The organism is Mesorhizobium sp. ES1-3 (assembly GCF_020164795.1).
GTDB lineage: Bacteria > Pseudomonadota > Alphaproteobacteria > Rhizobiales > Rhizobiaceae > Mesorhizobium.
In genome coordinates this window covers 50,655-70,385 of sequence record NZ_JAIUGW010000019.1, presented here as the reverse complement: position 1 = coordinate 70,385, position 19,731 = coordinate 50,655, and the positions used below count along the sequence as shown (strand labels likewise).

The window sequence follows — 19,731 nt, the reverse complement described above, 5'->3', positions numbered from 1 at the left end:
ATTTACCTTTTTCACCTAAGCCATTCGGCAAGGTCGCGGGGGCTCATCAGGAAACATTGGACTCTGTCGCTCGGTTTCTCGCTATCAAGCCGTTCCCTCGTTTGTCCCCGCGAAGGGATCGCCTTGGATAAAACGGGAAAACAACCTCCGAGCGGAAGATGTGGCTCACTTGCGCGAGATCTTATATGATGACACAGTCGAATTTCCAAAATTTCTTGGCTCTCGGATTCTAGTTGGCCGACGGTTGATTTGAGCTTAGCGGTGAAAGGCTGATGGGCGGCCGAATATCTGTGCATGCTGGTCGACTATCCCAGTCGCTGATCGCACTATCAGCCCCTTTGTATCTCGCAGGCGGCGTTCCTGCGCTTTCTGTTCCGTTCCGACTGCAATGCGAGCCAGAACGTCCGTTCTCTAATAATGTCGCCTCACGAAGTGTTGGGGCAGCAGCGCTCGAAAGGGTGACGCCATCCAGGACCAAGGCGCCGGAAATATTCTAAAAAATTGCTGAACTCTGTACTTGCAATGTCGCAAAGGGAACGCCGGGGATAGTGGACGGGGATGATCAGTATACATAGGGCAGCCAATTTGCCTGAATGCTCGGATCAGCTAACTTTGATTGTGATCGGATGCGGGCGCGGCGGTACTAGCCTTGTTGCTGGTGCGGCCAGTATCTTAGGCGTCGATATGGGATCTCCTCACGATTCTATCAATCACGAGGATATGGAAATTGTTTTTGCAGCACAAAATAGAAATTCGGATGGCATCCTGATCGACGAAACTGTAGAAGTAAATATAGAAAGGGTCGTAAATATAATTCGGAAAAGAAATATCGAAAAAACCATATGGGGTTGGAAGGACCCTTCGGCGGACATGTATCTTGCGGAAGTCGCGAATGAGCTGAGGAATCCGTTTGTATTGTTTGTCAATCGTGACATGGCGGCGATAGCGCAGTCCGAAGTTAAGCAAATGCAATGCTCAATTGAGCAGGCCTACGAGATGGCTCTGCTCAGGTTTGGGCGGTATTGGGAGTTGTTGCAGAAGTTGAGATGGCCAACTCTTTTCGTCAGCTACGAGCGTGCGGCATTGGACCCGGAATCACTTCTTTCCGGAATTGCGGATTTTGTCGGGCTTGACCAGCCATCCGGATGCCAGCTCGATTTGGTCCGCAGGTTTGCCTCGGGGCGTGCCTACCGGGCGCTCGCTTGAGCGACGCTGTTGCCCTTGGGCCATCACACTTTCATGTTAGCTTTGTAGGCCGCTTTGCCTTGCAATGTTGATTGCCGGCTCGAACGATAATGCATAGGCTACCCCACCGGCAAAATAAGATCTAGCTAATATAACGGGATCAGTTTCGACAGGAAGCGACCACTTAACTTGAAGGGCTACTTCCGGAGTTCCATGCGGCTGTCGATTGCCGTTTGGGGTGGTTATGCCACGCACAAAGTTACCTGGTGCCGCTCGAAATTGCCCGCATGCGACGGGAGTTTTTAGTGAATCGCCTAGACCAGCTTAGAAGGAACCTCGACAAAGACACAATGGTCGGCGTCGAAATTGGCCCATTCTTCAATCCGGTTGCCCCAAAGGCGGATGGCTGGAACACGACTGTTATTGACTACCAGGACGGTGAGACGCTTCGCAAGATTGCACGAAAGCACTCGGACAGGGGTATTCGCAGCAAGGTCAACGTAATCGAGGATGTCGATATCGTATGGCATGGCCAGCCACTGGACAAAGTGACGCTACAACGGAATCCCGACGGCTATGACTTCTTCATCGCCAGCCACGTAATCGAGCACACTCCCGACATTCTTCGCTTCCTGCAGCAGTGTTCGCGCGTTCTGAAGCCGGACGGGATCGTGTCGCTTGCTGTTCCCGATATGCGAAAGTGCTTTGACCTGTTGAAGTCGCCGACTAGCGTCCGGGAGATCCTTACCGCCTATAGAGAGCGCCGTGTCAGGCACACTCCTGAGGCGCTGTTCGAAGCCCGTGCCTGGGCGACGACTCGGGACGGCAAAACAGCATGGGTTCGTGGTAACCATTTACCCATTGGTTTTGCCCACTCCTTCGGGAGCGCGCTAAAAGGCTACAAGAGCGATGTCAGGCGAGTTGGGAAAGCTCATCCCTATATAGACGCACACACTTGGTTTTTTACGCCGGCGTCGTTCGAGCTTGCGATTTTGCAACTGAATCAGATCGGCTTTCTTGATCTCAATATCGCGTGGCTGGAAGAGAACCATGGCTCTGAATTCATCGTCCAGATGAGGCACGCCGAGGAACCAGGAACAATCCCACGCGAGAAGTTCGACGCAGAAAGAATAAGGCTGGCACTTAAGCACCACGCCGAGTTCGACAGTGAGGTAGGCCCGAGTTACCGCGAGATACCGCCCATACCAGAGCCGGAGCGAATGATTGTTGAAGTCCCTGTAGAGGTGAGGGTTGAAGTTCCGGTGGAGGTGCGAGTTGAAGTTCCAGTCGAGGTATTTGTGCCAGTTGAGCCTCCGATCGAGTCCACCGTTGATCTGGCGAAGCGATTGGCTCTCCGTATCCACCGAAAGATAATGTCGCTCGTTGGGCTAGTCTAACGGCAGCATCCGGTTCCTTGAAAGCATACCTGCAACCAGATCCGGACCTCGCTATGGTATTTGGAGAGGCTGGTCCACGGGTTGGTATTCAGTTGCTTTTCTGCCCTGTCAGGTTTCCTAATTTCGGCAATCGCCGTTCGGGGTTGCCTATTAACTTGAGTCCTAAGCCGCCGGGTTGCACGTGGCTGGGATAAGCTTGGTCGGAGCCCAACGTCTGTACAAGTTGCTGGAACCCAAAAAACATCTGGCTATGCCTCGTCCCCCGCAGTATGCGATACAGCAGGCGGGGGCCGGAGATGCTACTTGGAAGTGTACGAATGATTCTCATGTTCACACTTTGCTGGTGGTTTCGCCGACAGCCCGGAGTTTAGTACTGCCTAATGAATACTTCCCTGGAAGCTGTGTTCGGACTCAGGCCCGGGATGCGGCGCGCCTTCATCATGGTCCAGGACGTGGCCATGGTCCTGGTCGCGGTCGCGCTCAGCCTTGTCCTGTCGCGATCGGATCTTTCATTCGGGGCGCTCTCCACGGAGGGGCTTCTCACCTGGGCAAGCATCGTGCTCATCAGCCATCTTCTGTTCAGATATTGCGGCCTCTACACCACGGTCTGGCGCTTCGCCTCGACGCCCGATTTCTTCAACATCCTGAAGAGCTGCGCGATCCTGACATTCGTGCTCTACGCCGTTTCGCTGGTCGTGCGTTCCTTCCAGCCGGTCGCGGGCCTCAACGAGCGCCAGTTCATCGTCTTCCTGCTCGTCTCCTTCACCATCATCTCGGCGCCCCGGCTGTTCTACCGCTTCCTACGCGACGGCGCGAGCTGGGGTATTTTGAACGGCAAGGCCGACAAGACACGAACCAAGCAGGCCCTGTTCGTCGGGCGGCTCGGCGAGGCCGACCTGATCATTCGTTTCACGCGCACGGCGCAGCCCGCCGACCATTCCATCGCCGGCATCATGGCGACCGAGCGCGGCGCGCCGCTCGGCACGCGCATCCAAGGGGTTCCCGTGGTGGCGACCCGGCCGCGCCTAATCGATGTCCTGGAGGACTATGCGACCGGCAGCAAGAGCCTCGACCTGCTGATCTTCGGCAGCGGCGCCGAGCATGAGATCGAGGAATATTCCGAGCTGGTCCGCGTCGCGCGCCACGGCGACATCGGGGTCGTGCAGTTCGCGGGGCTTTCGCAGGTCGGCCAGGAGGGCAAGCTCGTTCTCGATGCCGTCGAGATGGAAACGATCCTGCGCCGCCCGACGGTGCCGTCCGACATCGAGCGCATCGGCGCCTTCGTCGGCGGCAAGCGCGTCCTGGTCACGGGAGGCGCCGGCTCCATCGGGCGAACGCTGGTCAAGCGGTCGTTGGAGCTTGGGGCCGAGGCGGTGCTGGTAGCCGACAATTCCGAATTCGGCATCTTCCAGCTGAGCCAGTATGTCGACGAGAAGGACCATGACCGCCTCAAGGTCCGCATCGTCGATGTCGCTGACAGGCGCCAGATGACGCGCGTCGTCACCGAGTTCAAACCCGACATCCTCTTCCATGCCGCGGCGTTGAAGCATGTTCCGTTGCTGGAGGAGAACTGGGAATCGGCCATCCAGACCAATGTCTTCGGCACGCTTGTCTGCGCCGAGGTCGCCGCCAGGTGCGGCGTGGCGCAATTCGTCATGGTCTCGAGCGACAAGGCCGTCGATCCGACGTCCGTGCTCGGCATGACCAAGCGGGCCGCCGAACAGATCGTCAGCGCCTTGCACGGAACGCCAGCCGGCGAACCGGGCGGCCGCCGAGCCGCCACCAAGTTCATCGCGGTGCGCTTCGGCAATGTCTTCGGCAGCAATGGCTCGGTGGCGACCATATTCCAGGCCCAGATCGAGGCCGGCGGGCCGGTCACCATAACCGACCGGCGCATGACGCGCTATTTCATGACTGTCGCCGAGGCCGTCGACCTCGTCATCATGTCGGCGGCCGATGCCGCGTCGCGGCCGGCCGACCAGGACTATGCCGTCTACATGCTCGACATGGGCAAGCCCGTGCCGATCGTCGAGGTCGCCGAAACGATGATCCGCATGGCGGGAAAAAGCCCCTATACGGACATCCCAATCCGCTTCACGGGCATCCGGCCGGGCGAAAAACTCCACGAGACCCTGCACGGCGAAGACGAGGAATTGGTCGAGCTCAGCATTGCCAAGATCTTTGGCCTCAGCACCGATGTCGCCCGGTGGTCGGATGTCCAGGCAGCACTCGCGGCGCTGCAGCAATCCATGAAGAGCCAGGACAAGGCGGCCTCGCTCACCATCCTGGCCGATCTCGACCGCGCGACGAAGACAAGGGCGAACGCGCAGCAGGACGCGGTCCCGAAGACGGCCGGGCAGGCGAGCTAAAGCAATTCCAGGAAAGTCTGTATTTCGTGGCTCGGAAAACCTCGCGCGCAAGGCGTTTGACATCGGTGGATAAGACAGATCTGCGCATTGCGGTCCTGATGGCCACGAAGGACGGCGCCGCCTTCATCGACGAGCAACTGCAGTCGCTGCTCGCGCAGTCCCATCCTCTGATCGACCTCTGGGTATCCGACGACGGCTCCGTCGACGGCACGGTTGCCGTCATTGAAGCCTGGAAGCGCCGCTGGGCAAAAGGTCGGATAAATCTGGTGGAGGGGCCGCGGCAAGGCTTTGCCGCCAATTTCCGGTCGATGATCCTCGACCCGCGCATCGATGCGGATTGTTACGCCTTCAGCGATCAGGACGATGTCTGGGAGCCCGACAGGCTTGAAAGCGCCCTTGACTGGATGCAGGCATTTGACGCGGAAGTCCCGCTGATGTTCTGCTCGCGAACCGCGACCATGACCGAAACCGGAAGCCTGGTCGGCCATTCGCCGTTGTTCAGCCGTCCGCCGACCTTCCGCAACGCGCTGGTGCAGAGCATTGCCGGCGGCAACACCATCCTGCTCAACCGTGCCGCGCGCGATCTGTTGGCCAGGGCCTCCGCCCGCACCGGTTTCGTCAGCCACGACTGGTGGGCCTATCTTGTTATCACCGCCGCCGGCGGCGTCGTCCGCTACGATCCGCGGCCATTGGTGCGCTACCGCCAGCATGCGGCAAACCTGGTCGGCGCCAATGCATCGTGGCAGGCGCGGATCTCGCGGCTCGGCCGCCTGTTCAAGGGCCAGTTCGCGGACTGGACCGATGTCAATCTTGCCGGCCTTGCCGTCAATCGCGATCTCCTTACGAAGGAGGCGCTGGCATGCCTCGATCTGTTCGCGAAAGGTCGGCGAGGCAGCCTTTTCCAGCGCCTGGGCGCGCTGCGCAAAAGCGGCGTCTATCGACAGACCTTTGCCGGGACGCTCGGGCTCTATCTCGCCTTCGTGCTGGGTCGTATCTGAATATCGAGACGGCGTGGCGCGCTTGGTCAGGAAGGCGACCTCGTGCTACCGCGTGAAGCCCTGGCAGGGAGCCCTATCGGCCACTCATGAAGACAGACAAGAAAATCTTCGATCTCGCCGGTGCCGCTGTGCTGCTGGTGGCAACCTCTCCCATTCTGTTGCTTGCCATTCTTGCCGTCCGTGCATCGTCACCTGGCCCGGTGATTTTTTCCCAAACGCGGGTTGGCCGCGAAGGCGCGCTCTTTCGCTGCCACAAGTTGCGGACGATGTACCAGGGCACGCCATCCTTGCCCTCGCATGAAACCCCGGTGAGCGCCGTGACATCGGTTGGAAAAGGTCTGCGGAAATTCAAGCTCGACGAGTTGCCGCAGCTCTGGAATGTCCTGCGCGGTGAAATGAGCCTGGTTGGGCCGCGCCCCTGCCTGCCGACCCAGACGGAACTGATCGAATGCCGCAGGCGGCTGGGGGTTTTGCGGGCTCTGCCCGGGATGACAGGCTTGGCCCAGATCAGGGGCATCGACATGTCGAACCCGCAACTTCTGGCCGAAACCGATGCCACCTATCTCAGGACCGCGTCGTTCTGGCTCGACCTTCGGATCCTGTTTGGAACGCTCTATCGCGGCTGAGCTGCCGCGCTATCTCGGTCAGCCGCTCCAGAGTGCTGGTTTCCGGCGCCCAGCCTTGCGAGGCAAGCAGCGAAGGGTCGCATATCTGTGTCGCGGTCAGGCTGTCCCAGAACGTCCGCTTGCCAAGCAGTATGCCGGCCGCCCGCATCGGTGCGGCCGGCATTGTCATCAGGCGCGTCGGCCTCCCGAAACCGCGGCGAAAGGCACCGATGATGGCAGCGACGGAAACCGGCGGCACGTCGCTGGCGGTATAGATCTGATGAAGCGGCCGCGAATGGCAAAGCAGATGCCACACCGCCCGTGCCGCCGATTGCGATGACAGCAGCGAGCGGTTTGCCGTCAATGCGCCTGTTGGCATCGGCAGAGCCGTATCGGCGAGCCGCATCAGCGTCACCAGGTTTCCTTTCATGCCGATCCCGTAGACTGGAGGCAGCCGCAATATGGCGGCGTCTGTGCGGCCATGCGAGGCATAGGCGCCCAGCACTGCGATTTCCGCTTCGCGCTTCGAGCGCCCGTAGGCGTCTTGCGGTTCGGGGACCGTGTCTTCGTTGATCGTTGCGCTGGCACGCGCGCCGATCACGGCCCGGACCGAGGAAAGATGGATGAACCGTCCGCTTGCCTGCGTGGCTGCGGCATGCGCCAAACGTGCGCTCAATTGCGCGTTGGCTGCCAGAAAATCGGCTTCGGTGGCATTGCCCTGGTCATTGTTCAGACCCGCGCAATGGACGATATCCGTAACGTCCGTGGTCAGCGCCAGGAAAGCCGCGGCCGGTGCATCGAACCCCGGCATCGGCACGGCGCCGGTCCCCGCATCTAGTCTCTCCGGCTGGCGGGAGGCGAGGCGAAGCTCGACACCGGCCTCACGAAGCCGATGGACCACTTGGCGGCCGATGAAGCCCGTCGCGCCCGTAACCAGGACTTTCATCGTCTCGCCCGGACCGGCTATTGGGCGACTGGCGGAGATGCCAGGCCTTCCACTGCTGGAGCGGCTTGGCCCTTCGCTCGTGACATCGCCTGGGTTTCCACAACTGGTGGAAGGGCTTGCCCTTCCACCAACGCAACCTGGCGCCCACAGGCAAGATATGTTCCCGACACCAGGAAGACCATGAAGACCGAGTCCAGAATGTCATGACCGATCAGGATGCCCGTCATTCCGGCGGTCAGATAGGTGATCACGACGGCGACAATCATGGTGGCACCAAACCGCTCGATCGGATCGGTGCTGTCGCGAAGGACCCGGGCGGCATTTCTGGCGGCAACCACAAAGATCGCTGCCAGCGTCACCGCACCCAGGATCCCGGCCTGCACCAAGGCGGTCAGGAAGCCGTTGTGGAAATGATTGAAACCTTCATCCATCCCGAACTGATCCTGAAAGCCCTGCTTGATCAAGAGCCGGGTGGCGCCCACTCCATGTCCGAAAAATGGCATCTCACGAAATGCCTTCAGCCCGATGTCCCAAAGGGCGACGCGCGATCCCAAAGCTGTCGCGTAGTCACCGTGGGCCGCCAGCGCATCCCAGTCGGAGTGCAGAAATTCGACACGCCCCGCTATCGTCTGGAACCCGAAAACCGCGATCGTGACGGCGATCGCGGCCAGCAGCAAAAGCACGCGAACGGCATTTCTACCTCTCAGCCTCTGCTGGTTGATCAGCAGAACGGCGATACCGGCAATCAGCAGTGCCAGCCAGACAATGCGCGTACCGGAGTAGACGATGGCGATCGTTCCGCCGAGTGCGGCGCAGATGAGGGCGATCCTGTATCTCTCTATGCCGGATAGTGCAGCGGCCACGCAGGTTACCACCGCAAGGCAGAGGACCTCAGCGAAAACGATAGCATTCCCGGCCCCGCCCTCGGCGCGTATACCAAGCCGATACTGCTGGTAGACCGCCAGCAGCAACGCGCCAAAACAGGCCGCCATGCTGGCCAGCACAATGATGCGGACGAGCATTGTCTTTTGCGAAATGCTCCAGGTCGAATAGGAGATGGGAAAAAACAGAAAGGTGATCAGCGGGATAAGATGCCGCGCGTCCTTGACGATCGCGTGGTTGACGAGGGACGCCAGGACATTGCTTGCGCAATAGGCATAGATCGCGATCGTCAGCGCCATCATCGCCCGGTCGACATTGAAGCGTCTTCTCTTCAAGGCAATCAACAGGACGGACCACAGGCCGCCACCATTGAACACGAAGCTGACCACCGATCCCAGGACCGGAGGGAAAAAGAAGCAGAGAATGGAGAAGTAGATATTGATCCGCGAAGGCGTGAATTGCTGCCTTATGGATGAAAGCCGGTTCAATTTTCGGACCTGCTATCCAGAGAAATTTTATGCGGCACATCGTGTTTGGTCAAACCGAATGCGCTCGCCTCGAAACTGCCCCATGCTTCATCACGCACTTGCCCGCTCTCGAAAAGCGTATAGCGGCTGGGTCGCTGTTTCGATAGTGCGCCAGGATCGATTGCCGCCGAAATCCCGCAGTCGGGCCCAACTGACCCCTGCAGCGTCGCCGCAGCGTCCCTTACAGGCAATATTTTCCCTGCCTTTTCCCGGCCGGAGGGCTTTCAAGCAGAAATTTCCGGGTTTTGCCAAAAGCATGGAAAATTCATTCCCGAACGGACTGCTGCCGGGCTCGTCTTGCATTGTTCTGGGCCGCGACGATCTGCTAGAACGCCCGCACGAAACACTTTGTCCAGAAGCGAAGCTTGAACCGGGCGCAAAAGGCTCGATGATTTGATGCAGGATCTTCTGTTGCAAGGCATGAGAGAACGCTCACGGTCCATGATATCAGCGCTTACGCATCTGCAGCGGCTTGAAGCCGAATCCATTCACATATTCCGCGAGGTCGCGGCCGCCTTCGCCAAGCCGGTCATGCTCTATTCCGTCGGCAAGGATTCGTCGGTGCTGATGCATCTGGCGATGAAGGCGTTCTATCCGGCCAAGCCGCCATTCCCCTTTCTTCACGTCGACACCACCTGGAAATTCCGCGAGATGATCGCATTTCGCGATCAGATGGCGCAGAAGTTGGGTTTCGACCTTCTGGTTCATGTCAACGAAGACGGCGTACGCGACAACATCAATCCGTTCGATCACGGTTCGAACACCCACACCCATGTGATGAAGACCGTGGCGTTGCGCCAGGCGCTCGACAAATACGGCTTCGATGCGGCCTTTGGCGGCGCCCGTCGCGACGAGGAGAAGTCGCGCGCCAAGGAGCGCATCTTCTCTTTCCGCAATGCCCAGCATGTATGGGATCCGAAGAACCAGCGGCCCGAAATGTGGAAGATTTTCAACACACGTATCGCGCAGGGAGAATCGATCCGCGTCTTTCCCTTGTCGAACTGGACCGAACTCGACATCTGGCAGTACATTCTGCAGGAAAACATCCCGATCGTACCGCTCTATTTCGCCAAGCAGCGGCCGGTTGTCGAACGCGATGGCATGTTGATCCTCAAGGACGATGATCGCATGAAGCTGCTGCCTGGCGAGGTCGTGGAGGACCGGTTGGTGCGGTTCCGCACGCTTGGCTGCTATCCGCTGACCGGTGCCATCGAATCCGACGCCGACACTCTCGAAGCCATCGTTGGCGAGATGCTGACGGCACGCACATCCGAACGGCAGGGTCGCCTGATCGACCGCGATGAAGCCGGTTCGATGGAAAAGAAGAAGCGCGAGGGGTATTTCTGACCATGCGCCACATCATGGCAAAGAGCCTCGCTCCCACGGACGGCGTCCGCGATTATCTGGCCGCGCAGGAGAAGAAATCGCTGCTGCGCTTCCTGACCTGCGGTTCGGTGGATGATGGCAAGTCGACGTTGATCGGACGCCTGCTGTCCGACACCAAGCAGATTTTCGAGGATCAGCTCGCCGCGCTCGAACGCGATTCGCGCAAGCACGGCACGACGGGCGACGACATCGACTTCGCGCTGCTGGTCGACGGCCTCGAGGCTGAGCGCGAGCAGGGCATCACCATCGACGTCGCCTACCGCTTCTTCGCCACGCCAAAGCGCAAGTTCATCGTCGCCGACACGCCCGGCCACGAACAATACACCCGCAACATGGCGACCGGTGCCTCGACCGCCGATCTGGCGATCGTGCTGATCGATGCCCGGCAGGGGGTGCTGCACCAGACTAGGCGCCATTCGATCATCGCCTCGCTGCTCGGCATCCGCCACATCGTGCTGGCAGTCAACAAGATCGATCTCGTCGATTTCGACCAGGCGGTCTTCGACGGGATTGTCGAGGACTACGGACAGTTCTCGCGCGATCTCGGTTTCCAGACCATCGCGCCGATCCCGATGTCGGCCCGCTACGGCGACAACGTTAGCGCCCGCTCCCAAAACACGCATTGGTATTCAGGCCCGACATTGATCGAGCATCTCGAAACCGTCTCGGTCGACGAAGCCACGGCCGAGTTGCCGTTCCGCTTTCCGGTTCAGTACGTTAACCGCCCCAATCTCGATTTTCGCGGTTTTGCCGGCACCATTGCGTCCGGTACCATTGCGCAAGGCGACGAGGTCGTCGTCGCCAAATCGGGCAAGTCCTCGCATGTCAAACGCATCGTCGCTTACGGCGGCGATCTCAAACAGGCGGTGGCCGGCCAGGCCATAACGCTCGTCCTTGACGACGAGGTCGAGGTTTCCAGGGGCAACATGCTGGTTTCGCCGGCCGCACGGCCGCAGGTCGCCGATCAGTTCGTCGCCAACATCGTCTGGTTCGACGAGCACGCGCTTCTGCCGGGCCGGTCTTATATCCTGCGCACCGAGACCGATCAGACCAGCGCCACCGTCACCGACTTGAAATACCGCATCAACGTCAACGATTTTGCCCATGAGGCGGCCAAGTCGCTTGAGATGAATGAAGTCGGTATCTGCAACATTTCGACGCGGGCGCCGATCGCCTTCGATCCGTTTGGCGAGAACCGTACCACTGGCGCCTTTATCCTAATCGATCGCATCAGCAACGCCACGGTTGGCGCAGGCATGATCGTGCACTCGCTGCGTCGCGCCGAAAACATCCATTGGCAATCGCTCGATGTCGGCAAGCGCGTGCGCGCCGACATGAAGAATCAGCGGCCCGCCGTGTTCTGGTTCACCGGGCTTTCGGGCTCCGGTAAGTCGACCATTGCCAACCTGTTCGAGAAGAAGCTGTTCGCCACTGGCCGCCATACCTATATTCTCGACGGCGACAATGTCCGTCACGGTCTCAACCGCGACCTCGGATTCACCGACGCCGATCGCGTCGAGAACATTCGCCGCGTCGCCGAAGTGGCCAAGCTGATGGCCGACGCCGGGCTGATCGTCATTGTCTCCTTCATTTCGCCGTTCAGCGCCGAGCGGCGCATGGCCAGGGAATTGATGGCAGATGGCGAGTTCATCGAGGTGTTTGTCGACACGCCGTTCGAGGAATGCGCCAGGCGTGATCCGAAGGGCCTCTACGCCCGCGCGCTGAATGGCGAGATCAAGAATTTCACCGGTGTCGATTCTCCTTACGAGGCACCGGAGAAACCGGAAATCCATCTGAAGACGCTCGGCAAGTCGGCTGAAGAGATGGTAGATGCCCTGGAACACTGGCTGAACGAGCGTGACATTGCCGAAGACCAATATGACAATGGCGGCGGCATCTGACGACACGTCGATGCTTGAAATCTTCGAGCGGCTGGCTCTAGCCGCCGGGCGCGAGGTCATGCGTGTGTTCCACGCCGGCTGCGCGGTCGACCGCAAATCGGATTCCTCGCCGGTGACCGAGGCGGACCGCGAGAGCGAGAAGATCATCCTAGCCGGCCTGCGCGCGGAATTCCCCGACATTCCCTGCGTGGCCGAGGAGGAAGCGGCGGCCGGTGTCATGGCGGGCGAACTTGGCGAGGCCTTCTTCCTCATTGATCCGCTTGACGGCACCAAGGAATTCGTCAACCGGCGCACCGACTTCACCGTCAACATCGCGCTGGTCCGCCATGGCGTACCGGAAGTCGGCGTCGTCTTCGCGCCATGCAGCGGCCGCTTCTTTTCCGGTCTGCCGGGCAGGGCGGAAGCCCTCGAAGTCGATGGCGACTACCAGATCGTTTCTCGCCGGCCGATCTCGGTGAGAACGGCCGCGACGCCGCTGGCCGTGGTTGCCAGCCGCTCGCACAATACGCCGGAAACCGAAGCCTATATTCGCGACCTTGGTGCTGCCGAGATCGTCTCGGTCGGTTCGTCGCTGAAATTCTGCCTCCTTGCCAATGGCGAGGCGGATGTCTATCCGCGCTTCGGCCGCACCATGGAATGGGACACGGCGGCGGGTGACGCGGTGCTGCGCGCCGCCGGCGGCACGACACGCACGCTGGACGGCAAGCCCTTGGCCTATGGCAAGCGCAACCAGGCCGATGACGAGGACTTTGCCAATCCGCATTTCATTGCCAGCGGCAGGGTTGCAACCGGAGGACGTATCGAACGTTGAGGTGCCTCCGTCGATGACCTATCCTGTATCGGCGTTCCCTGAGTCGGTAGTTGAATGTCCTTTTTTCAGAAATGCCATACCGTCATTTTGGGCGGGTTTCCGGTATGGACCAGCAGTCGTGACGAAATAGTCCTCAGGATGTTGCTGGGCCTCTACGCCCTCTCTCCCGCCCTTTTCGTCTTCATCGAAATGTCTCCGACGGCCCTGGCACTTGTCGCGGGTGTCATGGGCGCTCTTGCCCTTTTGACGAAGGGTGCACGCTTTGGCCGGGCAACGACAGGCCTTGCCGTCACTCTGGCCCTGTTGTCCGGCTTTTTCCTGTCGAGCGCCCTGTGGTCGGTCAGCCCGAGCCGCTCTCTCATGGCGGCGAAGGACGTCTTTGGCTACTCGGTCGCCGCCATCCTGCTATTCGAGTGCATTCTGGCGCTTCCGAGCGCTCAACGCGACCGGCTCGCGCGGGTCTCATTGGTCGGCATGCTGATCGGCCTGGAGTCGGTGATGGGTTGGGAACTGTATTTTGCGTTTTTGACCGAAGATCCACGATTTGTGGGAAATGTTTTCACCCTCCACAAGATCACGGTCTACGGAGCTTTTTTTGCCGTCATATTTCTTACCCAGCCGAGGCTGGTCTGGAAGGGGCTCGCGGCTCTCTTTGCCGTGCTGACATTGCTCTACGGTCAATCGACCGGCGTCAATCTGGCGATTGTCTTCGTGGCGGCGATGTTTGTCATGCCCGCGAAATGCCGCCAACACGCCTTGGTCGGATTCTTCGCCGTCTACCTGTTTCTTGCCCTGATCGCCCCCTTCGTCGTCTCGCCGCTGTTCGCCTACCTCAAAACGACGGGATTGCTGACTTTCTATCCAGGAACGTTCGCGGCGCGCCTTGATCTTTGGCAGATGATCTCGCCCCACATTGCGGAGCAGCCGTTTCTCGGCCATGGCGCCAATACGATGAGAAACGCGGTCGGGGTTGTCGTGAGTCCAACATATTATGCGCAGGTGGATCTCCCAAGCGCACACAATATCGTATTCGATTTGTGGTACGAACTGGGAGCGTTGGGCATCATTGTGTACGGGCTGGTCCTGGGTGCGATCATAAGAATGATCGGCGGTTTGAGCGGCCCCGGACATTTCATAGCCAGCAGCTACCTGATCATAGCTGTGGTCGAACTGTCGGTCGACCATCGGATCTGGTTGTCATGGGTGCTGGGCACTTTGGTCTTCACAGCGGGCATCTGCATATTGCAGTGCCGTTCCGTGACCCGGCCGGGAATGGATGAGTGGATCACAAGACGCGCGGCGAGCTTCTCAAAATAACGGCGCGAAGCGCACGTCCTGCGCCCCGCCACCCTGTGCCGACGAAGTGTCGGCCTTCTGGTATCCGACGCCTATTCGGCCGCGGCCTGCGCCGAGTTCGAGCCGATATAGTTGCGGATGGTTTCGATGATCCGGTCCTGGTCGGCCTCGCTGAGATAGGGATGCATCGGCAGGCAGAGGATACGTTTCGGCAGGTCCTCCGAAACGGCAAGACCGGTCGGTGTGCGCGGATAGTCGCGATAGGCGATCTGCTCATGCAGCGGCTTGACGTAGTAGATGACAGACGGGATGCCCTTTTCGCTCAGATGCGCTTTAAGGCCGTCACGTTTGGGCGTTTCGATCGCGTATTGCGCCCAGGCCGAGCGGCTGCCATCCAGATTGCGGGCCGCGGTGACGATGTCGCCGAGGCCTTCTGAGTAGCGCTGGGCTACCAGTTGCCGCGCCACCATTTCTTCCTCGAGGATAGCGAGCTTCTCGATCAGGATTGCCGCCTGCAGCGTGTCGAGCCGTGAATTGATGCCGACGCGGATGTTGTCGTACTGCGTCTCGCCCTTGCCGTGGAAGGCGAAGGAACGCAGCGCGTCGGCCAGAGCGTCGTCATTGGTGAACATCGCGCCGCCGTCGCCATAGCAGCCGAGCGGCTTGGCCGGATAGAAGCTGGTCGAGCCGACATGGCCGAACGCGCCGCACATCCTGCCTTCTAGCGAGCCACCCATGGACTGGGCGGCATCCTCGATCACCAACAAGCCTTCGCGATTGGCGATAGCCATGATCGCCTCATAGTCGGCGGCAAGACCGAACAGGTCGACGGGGATGATCGCCTTCGGCTTCAGTCGGCCTTCCTTCTTGATGGCCGCGATCGCCGCCTCGAGGCTGGCGATGTCGATGTTGTAGGTCTTCGGATCGACATCGACGAAAACCGGCTCGGCCTTGGCCAGCGCCACCACTTCTGCCGTGGCGGCGAAGGTGAAGCTCGGCACGAACACTGCGTCACCTGGGCCGATGCCGGCGGCAAACAGCGGCAAAAGCAGTGCGTCGGTGCCGTTGGCGCAGGCAACCACATGCTTGACGCCGACATAGGCGGCGAGCTTCTTCTCGAATTCGGCGACCTGGGGGCCAAAGATGTAGCGGCCATCCTCGACGACGTGGTCGATCGCGGCTTTCAGCCGGTCGCGGATTCGTTCGCGCTGCGCGCCAAGATCGATGAACTGCATGTCGGCCTCAATACCTGCCAATAACCGGCCCGCTGGTACCAGACTTGGCGCGGCTGAAAAAGCCGGCTGCGGACCGGGCATCGGGTGCAAGTGTCGCAGCCCGTTACCGTGTTTTGCCGGCGCATTGCCCCAAAAAACCCGGAATCCGGGCTTGGCGGTGCAATTCAGGGCCATTTTTATCGCGGTTTTCCGGCGCATCGAAACATAAAGTGATCGCGTCGGAGAGCCGATCAGCCGATCTCGTGCCGCCAGGGGGGATTGGCGCCGGCCCGTGATACCGTCACTGCCGCCGCCTTGGCGCCGAGCGCCAATGCTTTGCGGATGGCATCTTCGGACAGGCCGGAAATCGCCGCCTTCGTCAACAGGCCTTGCTCATGCAGGGAGGCAAGGATGCCGGCGTTGAACGTGTCTCCGGCGCCGACGGTGTCCACCACCTTCACCGTCTCCGGCATGACTGTGACACGGTGCTGCTTGCTGTAGCCAACGGCACCTTGGCTGCCATGCGTGACGACGATCAGCTTCGGGCCGCGGTCGAGCCAATTGCGCACGACATCCTCGTGCGAACCGGCTTCGCCGAACCAGTTTAGGTCCTCGTCCGACAGTTTGACGATGTCGGCCATCGCCATCATCTGCCGGATGCGTCCGAGGTGCTTGGCCTTGTCGGGGATGAAGTTCGGCCGGATGTTGGGATCGAGCATCATCACTCGGGCCTCATGCTCGCGCCGCATGAATTCCTCATAGGCCGAGCCAGCCGGCTCCGAGATCAGGCTGATGGCGCCGAACAGCATCGCCTCGATCTCGCCGCCGAGTTGCGGCAGGTCATCGATGGTCAGCATGCGCCCGGCCGTGTTCTCGTCATAGAAGGTGTAGGTCGCCTGGCCGTTGTTCAGCCGCACGAAGGCCAGTGTCGTTGGCCGGGGCGAGGTGTGCGCGTAGGTTGAACTGACCTTGCTTGCCCCGAGCGCCTCCCTGAACTGACCGCCGAACAGGTCGGACGACAGGCCCGAGAAGAAGCCGGCCGGCGCGCCGAGCCGGCCGAGCGCGATCGCCGTGTTGAAGACAGCGCCGCCGACATAGGGAGCAAAGGCCGGCTCACCCTGCGTGGTGGTGCGCGGCAGCATGTCGATCAAGGCTTCGCCGCAGCAGAGGATCATGGCTTCTTGGTCTCCGGCGGATAGATCACGCCCTTGCGGATGATGATGTTGGCGTAAAGCCGCGGCTCGCTTGTCGCGACGATGGCATGCGCCGATTTGACCCGTGCATAGAAGTCGGCGCCGGCCAGCGCAACCACCTTGCGGCCCGGCGCGCGTTTGGCGCAGATCGCCTCCATTTCGCGATGGACAGGGTCGGCAAGCGACGGATCGCCTTTCACCGAGGCGCGAAACAGCGCCTCCGGAACGACATCGTCGACCGGAAGCAGCATCAGTACCGCGTCGAGTACGGGAATGAGGGCATGGCCGTCGGTCCGGATGAGGCGCCTTGCTTGGTCCTGCGCCGGATAGTTCCCGTCGACGAGGGCAATCTCGTCACCATGGCCCATGGCGCGCAATGTTGCCAGAAGCTCCGGACCAAGCAGCGCCGGAATCCCGATCAGCATTTCAGGCGCTCCTGGAGATCGTCGTCGAACCGATCAGGAAGCGTTCGGAAAGCGGCAGGCTGGCGCCGCCGAGCGCCCGGGCATGGATGCCCACGCTTCCCTCGCGGACAGCCGGAAGTTTCAGCCCTTCGCCGTCGATCGCGTCGATTGCCGTCACCACCGCCTCGACCAGCCTGTGGCGCACGGCCTTCGGCATCCAGCCGTCGATCACCGCGGCCTCGAAATCGATGACCGAGGACGCTGCGACGATGGCGTAAGCGAGCGCCTGCGAGGCGCTGGCGATCCACTCGTCGAGTTCGGCGCCGATCTCACCCCAATCCTCGGGTGAGGTCCACAGATACGACGCCTCGACGCCACGCGCGTTGAGTGTTTTTTCGAGCATGGCGATCGAGGCCACGTCGATCAGCTGGGTTGGCTTTCCATCTGGCCCGGGCACGGGCATGGAGCCGAGCGCGCCGGCATTGCCGGTGGGGCCGCCGAAGAGCCGGCCGTTGAGCACGATGCCGCCGCCGGCAAAGGCGCCGATGTAGAAATAGACGAAGTCCCGCGCCGCGCTCGTCTGGCCGAAGACCAGTTCGGCGCCGCAGGCGGAGGTGGCATCGTTCTGCAGATAGACCGGAAAATCGCACTGCGCCTGGATGTCGGCCCTGATGTCGCGGTGGCGCCATTCATCCATGACGTCGCGAGGCGCGCCGGCCGTGTCGGCCCAGTTCCACAGTTCGAATGGCATGGCGATGCCGAGTCCGGCAATGCGCTTGTCCTGCGTCGGTGTCAGCTCGCCACGCATCGTCTTCATGCCCGCTGTGACGAACTCGACCGTCTCGCGTGGGGCAGGGTAGCGGTAGGAATGCTGCAGCATCGCGCGCACCTGCCCGAGGAAATCGATCAGCACGAGTTCGGCGCTGCGGCGGCCGATCTTGAGACCGATGAAGAAGGCGCCTTCGGGGTTGAGCGCCATGGGGATCGAGGGCTGGCCGATCTTGCCGCGCAAAGGCGCCTGGCGCACGAGCAGACTCTCTTCCTCTAGTTCGCGCATGATGACCGAGACCGTCTGCGCCGAAAGTCCGGTCATGCGGGCGATGTCGGACTTCGCCAGACTGCCATGCTGGCGCACCAGCGAAAGCACCAGGCGCTCGTTATGGTCGCGCATGCCGCTCTGGTTGGTGCCGCGGTGAATGAGGCTCTCATTCGCTTCGGGCGAACCATGCCTCGCAGTGGCGGTCTCCACCCTGTTCCTCCCGTCGTTTCCCCGGCAATGCTTTTGGGCCAGAATGAGTGAAGCACGCAAGGCTGTCAATAATAAATAAGAGTGATTTAATTATTGACAGATGCCTTGGTCTGGTGTCTGTTTGACCGGGCATCCGCGCTGGGAGAAGTCGCTTGGATGTCGTACGGTGCCGGTTGGCCGGCATTGAAAATGTTCCACTGGGAGGAAATCGTGACCAATACAAAATTGTTGAAGTCCACCGTTTTTGCGGCGGCCGCGCTGGGCCTGATGGCGTTCGCTTCGTCCGCATCCGCCGCTGGCGTCGGCGCCTGCCTGATCACCAAGACCGACACCAATCCGTTCTTCGTCAAGATGAAAGAGGGCGCGACCGCCAAGGCCAAGGAACTTGGCGTCGATCTCAAGACCTATGCCGGCAAGATCGACGGTGACAGCGAGAGCCAGGTGGCGGCGATCGAAAGCTGCATCGCCGACGGCGCCAAGGGTATTCTGATCACCGCCTCCGACACCAAGGGCATCGTGCCGACGGTGAAGAAGGCGCGCGATGCCGGCCTGCTTGTGATTGCGCTGGATACGCCGCTCGATCCGGTCGACGCCGCCGACGCGACCTTCGCCACCGACAATCTGGAGGCCGGCAAGCTGATTGGCGCCTGGGCGGCCGCTACACTGGGCGACAAGGCCAAGGACGCCAAGATCGGCTTCCTCGACCTGACCCCCTCGCAGCCGACCGTGGACGTTCTGCGCGACCAGGGCTTCATGATGGGCTACGGCATCGACGTGAAGGACCCCAACAAGATCGGCGATGAGACCGATCCGCGCATCGTCGGTCATGATGTGACGAACGGGAACGAGGAAGGCGGCCGCAAGGCGATGGAAAACCTTCTCCAGAAGGACAACACCATCAACGTCATCCACACCATCAACGAGCCGGCCGCGGTCGGCGCCTACCAGGCGCTCAAGGCCGTCGGCCTCGAAAGCCAGGTGCTGATCGTCTCGGTCGACGGCGGTTGCCCCGGCGTGAAGTCGGTCGCCGAAGGCGTCATCGGCGCCACCTCGCAGCAATATCCGCTGCAGATGGCCGCACTCGGCATCGAGGCGATCGCCGCCTTCGCCAAGGACGGCACCAAGCCGAAGCCGACCGAGGGCAAGAATTTCTTCGACACCGGCGTTAACCTCGTCACCGACAAGCCGGCCAAGGGCGTCAAGTCCATCGACACCAAGGAAGGCCTCGCCAAGTGCTGGGGCTGATACTGGCCTGACCGGAACAAAACCGATCGGCCGGGGGCTTGATCCCCGGCCGCATCGGGAGGACGATGCATCACTGTAAACGCGAATAATCCCGGCGACAGACCGGAAGGCGTGGACGGCGTC

At 60.7% G+C, this 19,731-nt stretch carries 17 protein-coding genes; 11 read left to right on the top strand and 6 right to left on the bottom strand.

What is annotated here, in order from left to right; genetic code table 11:
* The first annotated feature begins 558 nt into the window (after positions 1–558).
* The 5 genes from LB536_RS22815 to LB536_RS22795 all read left to right on the top strand — a co-directional run bounded on the left by LB536_RS22815 (position 559) and on the right by LB536_RS22795 (position 6,575).
* Positions 559–1,206 carry a hypothetical protein gene (locus tag LB536_RS22815; RefSeq protein WP_224596565.1) on the top strand — a complete coding sequence of 216 codons (648 nt, stop codon included), beginning with the start codon at positions 559–561 and terminating at the stop codon, positions 1,204–1,206.
* A gap of 245 nt (positions 1,207–1,451) precedes the next feature.
* Positions 1,452–2,582, top strand: coding sequence for a class I SAM-dependent methyltransferase (locus LB536_RS22810; protein WP_224596564.1), 1,131 nt, complete (start codon positions 1,452–1,454; stop codon positions 2,580–2,582).
* A 380-nt stretch (positions 2,583–2,962) separates the two neighbouring features.
* The gene (locus tag LB536_RS22805; protein ID WP_224596563.1) at positions 2,963–4,951 is read left to right on the top strand and encodes a UDP-N-acetylglucosamine 4,6-dehydratase; all 1,989 of its coding nucleotides are present in this window, start codon (positions 2,963–2,965) and stop codon (positions 4,949–4,951) included.
* A gap of 65 nt (positions 4,952–5,016) precedes the next feature.
* On the top strand, positions 5,017–5,949 hold the full coding sequence (locus LB536_RS22800) for a glycosyltransferase family 2 protein (RefSeq protein ID WP_224596561.1): 933 nt from the start codon (positions 5,017–5,019) through the stop codon (positions 5,947–5,949).
* An 86-nt stretch (positions 5,950–6,035) separates the two neighbouring features.
* A complete protein-coding gene (locus LB536_RS22795) occupies positions 6,036–6,575 on the top strand; it encodes a sugar transferase (protein ID WP_140811791.1) in 540 nt (179 codons plus the stop codon).
* On the opposite strand, the gene LB536_RS22790 is transcribed toward LB536_RS22795, so the two are convergent.
* Together LB536_RS22790 and LB536_RS22785 are read right to left on the bottom strand one after the other, a co-directional pair.
* On the bottom strand, positions 6,514–7,500 hold the full coding sequence (locus LB536_RS22790) for an NAD-dependent epimerase/dehydratase family protein (protein WP_224596559.1): 987 nt from the start codon (positions 7,498–7,500) through the stop codon (positions 6,514–6,516). The two genes, LB536_RS22795 and LB536_RS22790, sit on opposite strands and share 62 nt — an antisense overlap.
* A gap of 17 nt (positions 7,501–7,517) precedes the next feature.
* Positions 7,518–8,870, bottom strand: coding sequence for an O-antigen ligase family protein (locus LB536_RS22785; protein WP_224596557.1), 1,353 nt, complete (start codon positions 8,868–8,870; stop codon positions 7,518–7,520).
* Between the two features lie 82 nt (positions 8,871–8,952).
* On the opposite strand from LB536_RS22785, the gene LB536_RS22780 reads away from it, so the two are divergent.
* Genes LB536_RS22780 through LB536_RS22760 form a run of 5 tightly spaced genes read left to right on the top strand, consistent with a single transcriptional unit; the run spans position 8,953 to position 14,324 of the window.
* Positions 8,953–9,306 carry a hypothetical protein gene (locus tag LB536_RS22780; RefSeq protein ID WP_224596556.1) on the top strand — a complete coding sequence of 118 codons (354 nt, stop codon included), beginning with the start codon at positions 8,953–8,955 and terminating at the stop codon, positions 9,304–9,306.
* Positions 9,307–9,350: 44 nt separating this feature from the next.
* Positions 9,351–10,256, top strand: a complete 906-nt coding sequence (gene cysD / locus LB536_RS22775) for a sulfate adenylyltransferase subunit CysD (RefSeq protein ID WP_140763037.1) — start codon at positions 9,351–9,353, stop codon at positions 10,254–10,256.
* 2 nt (positions 10,257–10,258) lie between these two features.
* The gene (cysN, locus tag LB536_RS22770; protein WP_224596555.1) at positions 10,259–12,196 is read left to right on the top strand and encodes a sulfate adenylyltransferase subunit CysN; all 1,938 of its coding nucleotides are present in this window, start codon (positions 10,259–10,261) and stop codon (positions 12,194–12,196) included.
* 10 nt (positions 12,197–12,206) lie between these two features.
* On the top strand, positions 12,207–13,007 hold the full coding sequence (gene cysQ / locus LB536_RS22765) for a 3'(2'),5'-bisphosphate nucleotidase CysQ (RefSeq protein WP_224596623.1): 801 nt from the start codon (positions 12,207–12,209) through the stop codon (positions 13,005–13,007).
* Positions 13,008–13,061: 54 nt separating this feature from the next.
* Positions 13,062–14,324, top strand: coding sequence for an O-antigen ligase family protein (locus tag LB536_RS22760; protein WP_224596553.1), 1,263 nt, complete (start codon positions 13,062–13,064; stop codon positions 14,322–14,324).
* A gap of 71 nt (positions 14,325–14,395) precedes the next feature.
* On the opposite strand, the gene LB536_RS22755 is transcribed toward LB536_RS22760, so the two are convergent.
* The 4 genes from LB536_RS22755 to LB536_RS22740 all read right to left on the bottom strand — a co-directional run bounded on the left by LB536_RS22755 (position 14,396) and on the right by LB536_RS22740 (position 18,363).
* The gene (locus LB536_RS22755; protein WP_224596551.1) at positions 14,396–15,538 is read right to left on the bottom strand and encodes a DegT/DnrJ/EryC1/StrS family aminotransferase; all 1,143 of its coding nucleotides are present in this window, start codon (positions 15,536–15,538) and stop codon (positions 14,396–14,398) included.
* A gap of 230 nt (positions 15,539–15,768) precedes the next feature.
* On the bottom strand, positions 15,769–16,692 hold the full coding sequence (locus LB536_RS22750) for a carbohydrate kinase family protein (RefSeq protein ID WP_224596549.1): 924 nt from the start codon (positions 16,690–16,692) through the stop codon (positions 15,769–15,771).
* Positions 16,689–17,135, bottom strand: a complete 447-nt coding sequence (locus LB536_RS22745; protein ID WP_224596547.1) for an RbsD/FucU family protein — start codon at positions 17,133–17,135, stop codon at positions 16,689–16,691. Before LB536_RS22745 ends, LB536_RS22750 begins: the two co-directional genes overlap by 4 nt.
* 1 nt (position 17,136) lies before the next feature.
* Positions 17,137–18,363: an ROK family protein gene (locus tag LB536_RS22740; RefSeq protein WP_224596546.1), complete on the bottom strand. Its 1,227-nt coding sequence runs from the start codon at positions 18,361–18,363 to the stop codon at positions 17,137–17,139.
* A gap of 267 nt (positions 18,364–18,630) precedes the next feature.
* Between LB536_RS22740 and LB536_RS22735 the strand changes: the two genes are divergently transcribed.
* Positions 18,631–19,608 (top strand): sugar ABC transporter substrate-binding protein, encoded by a 978-nt coding sequence (locus LB536_RS22735; protein ID WP_411966572.1) that lies wholly within the window; start codon positions 18,631–18,633, stop codon positions 19,606–19,608.
* Positions 19,609–19,731: the final 123 nt, after the last annotated feature.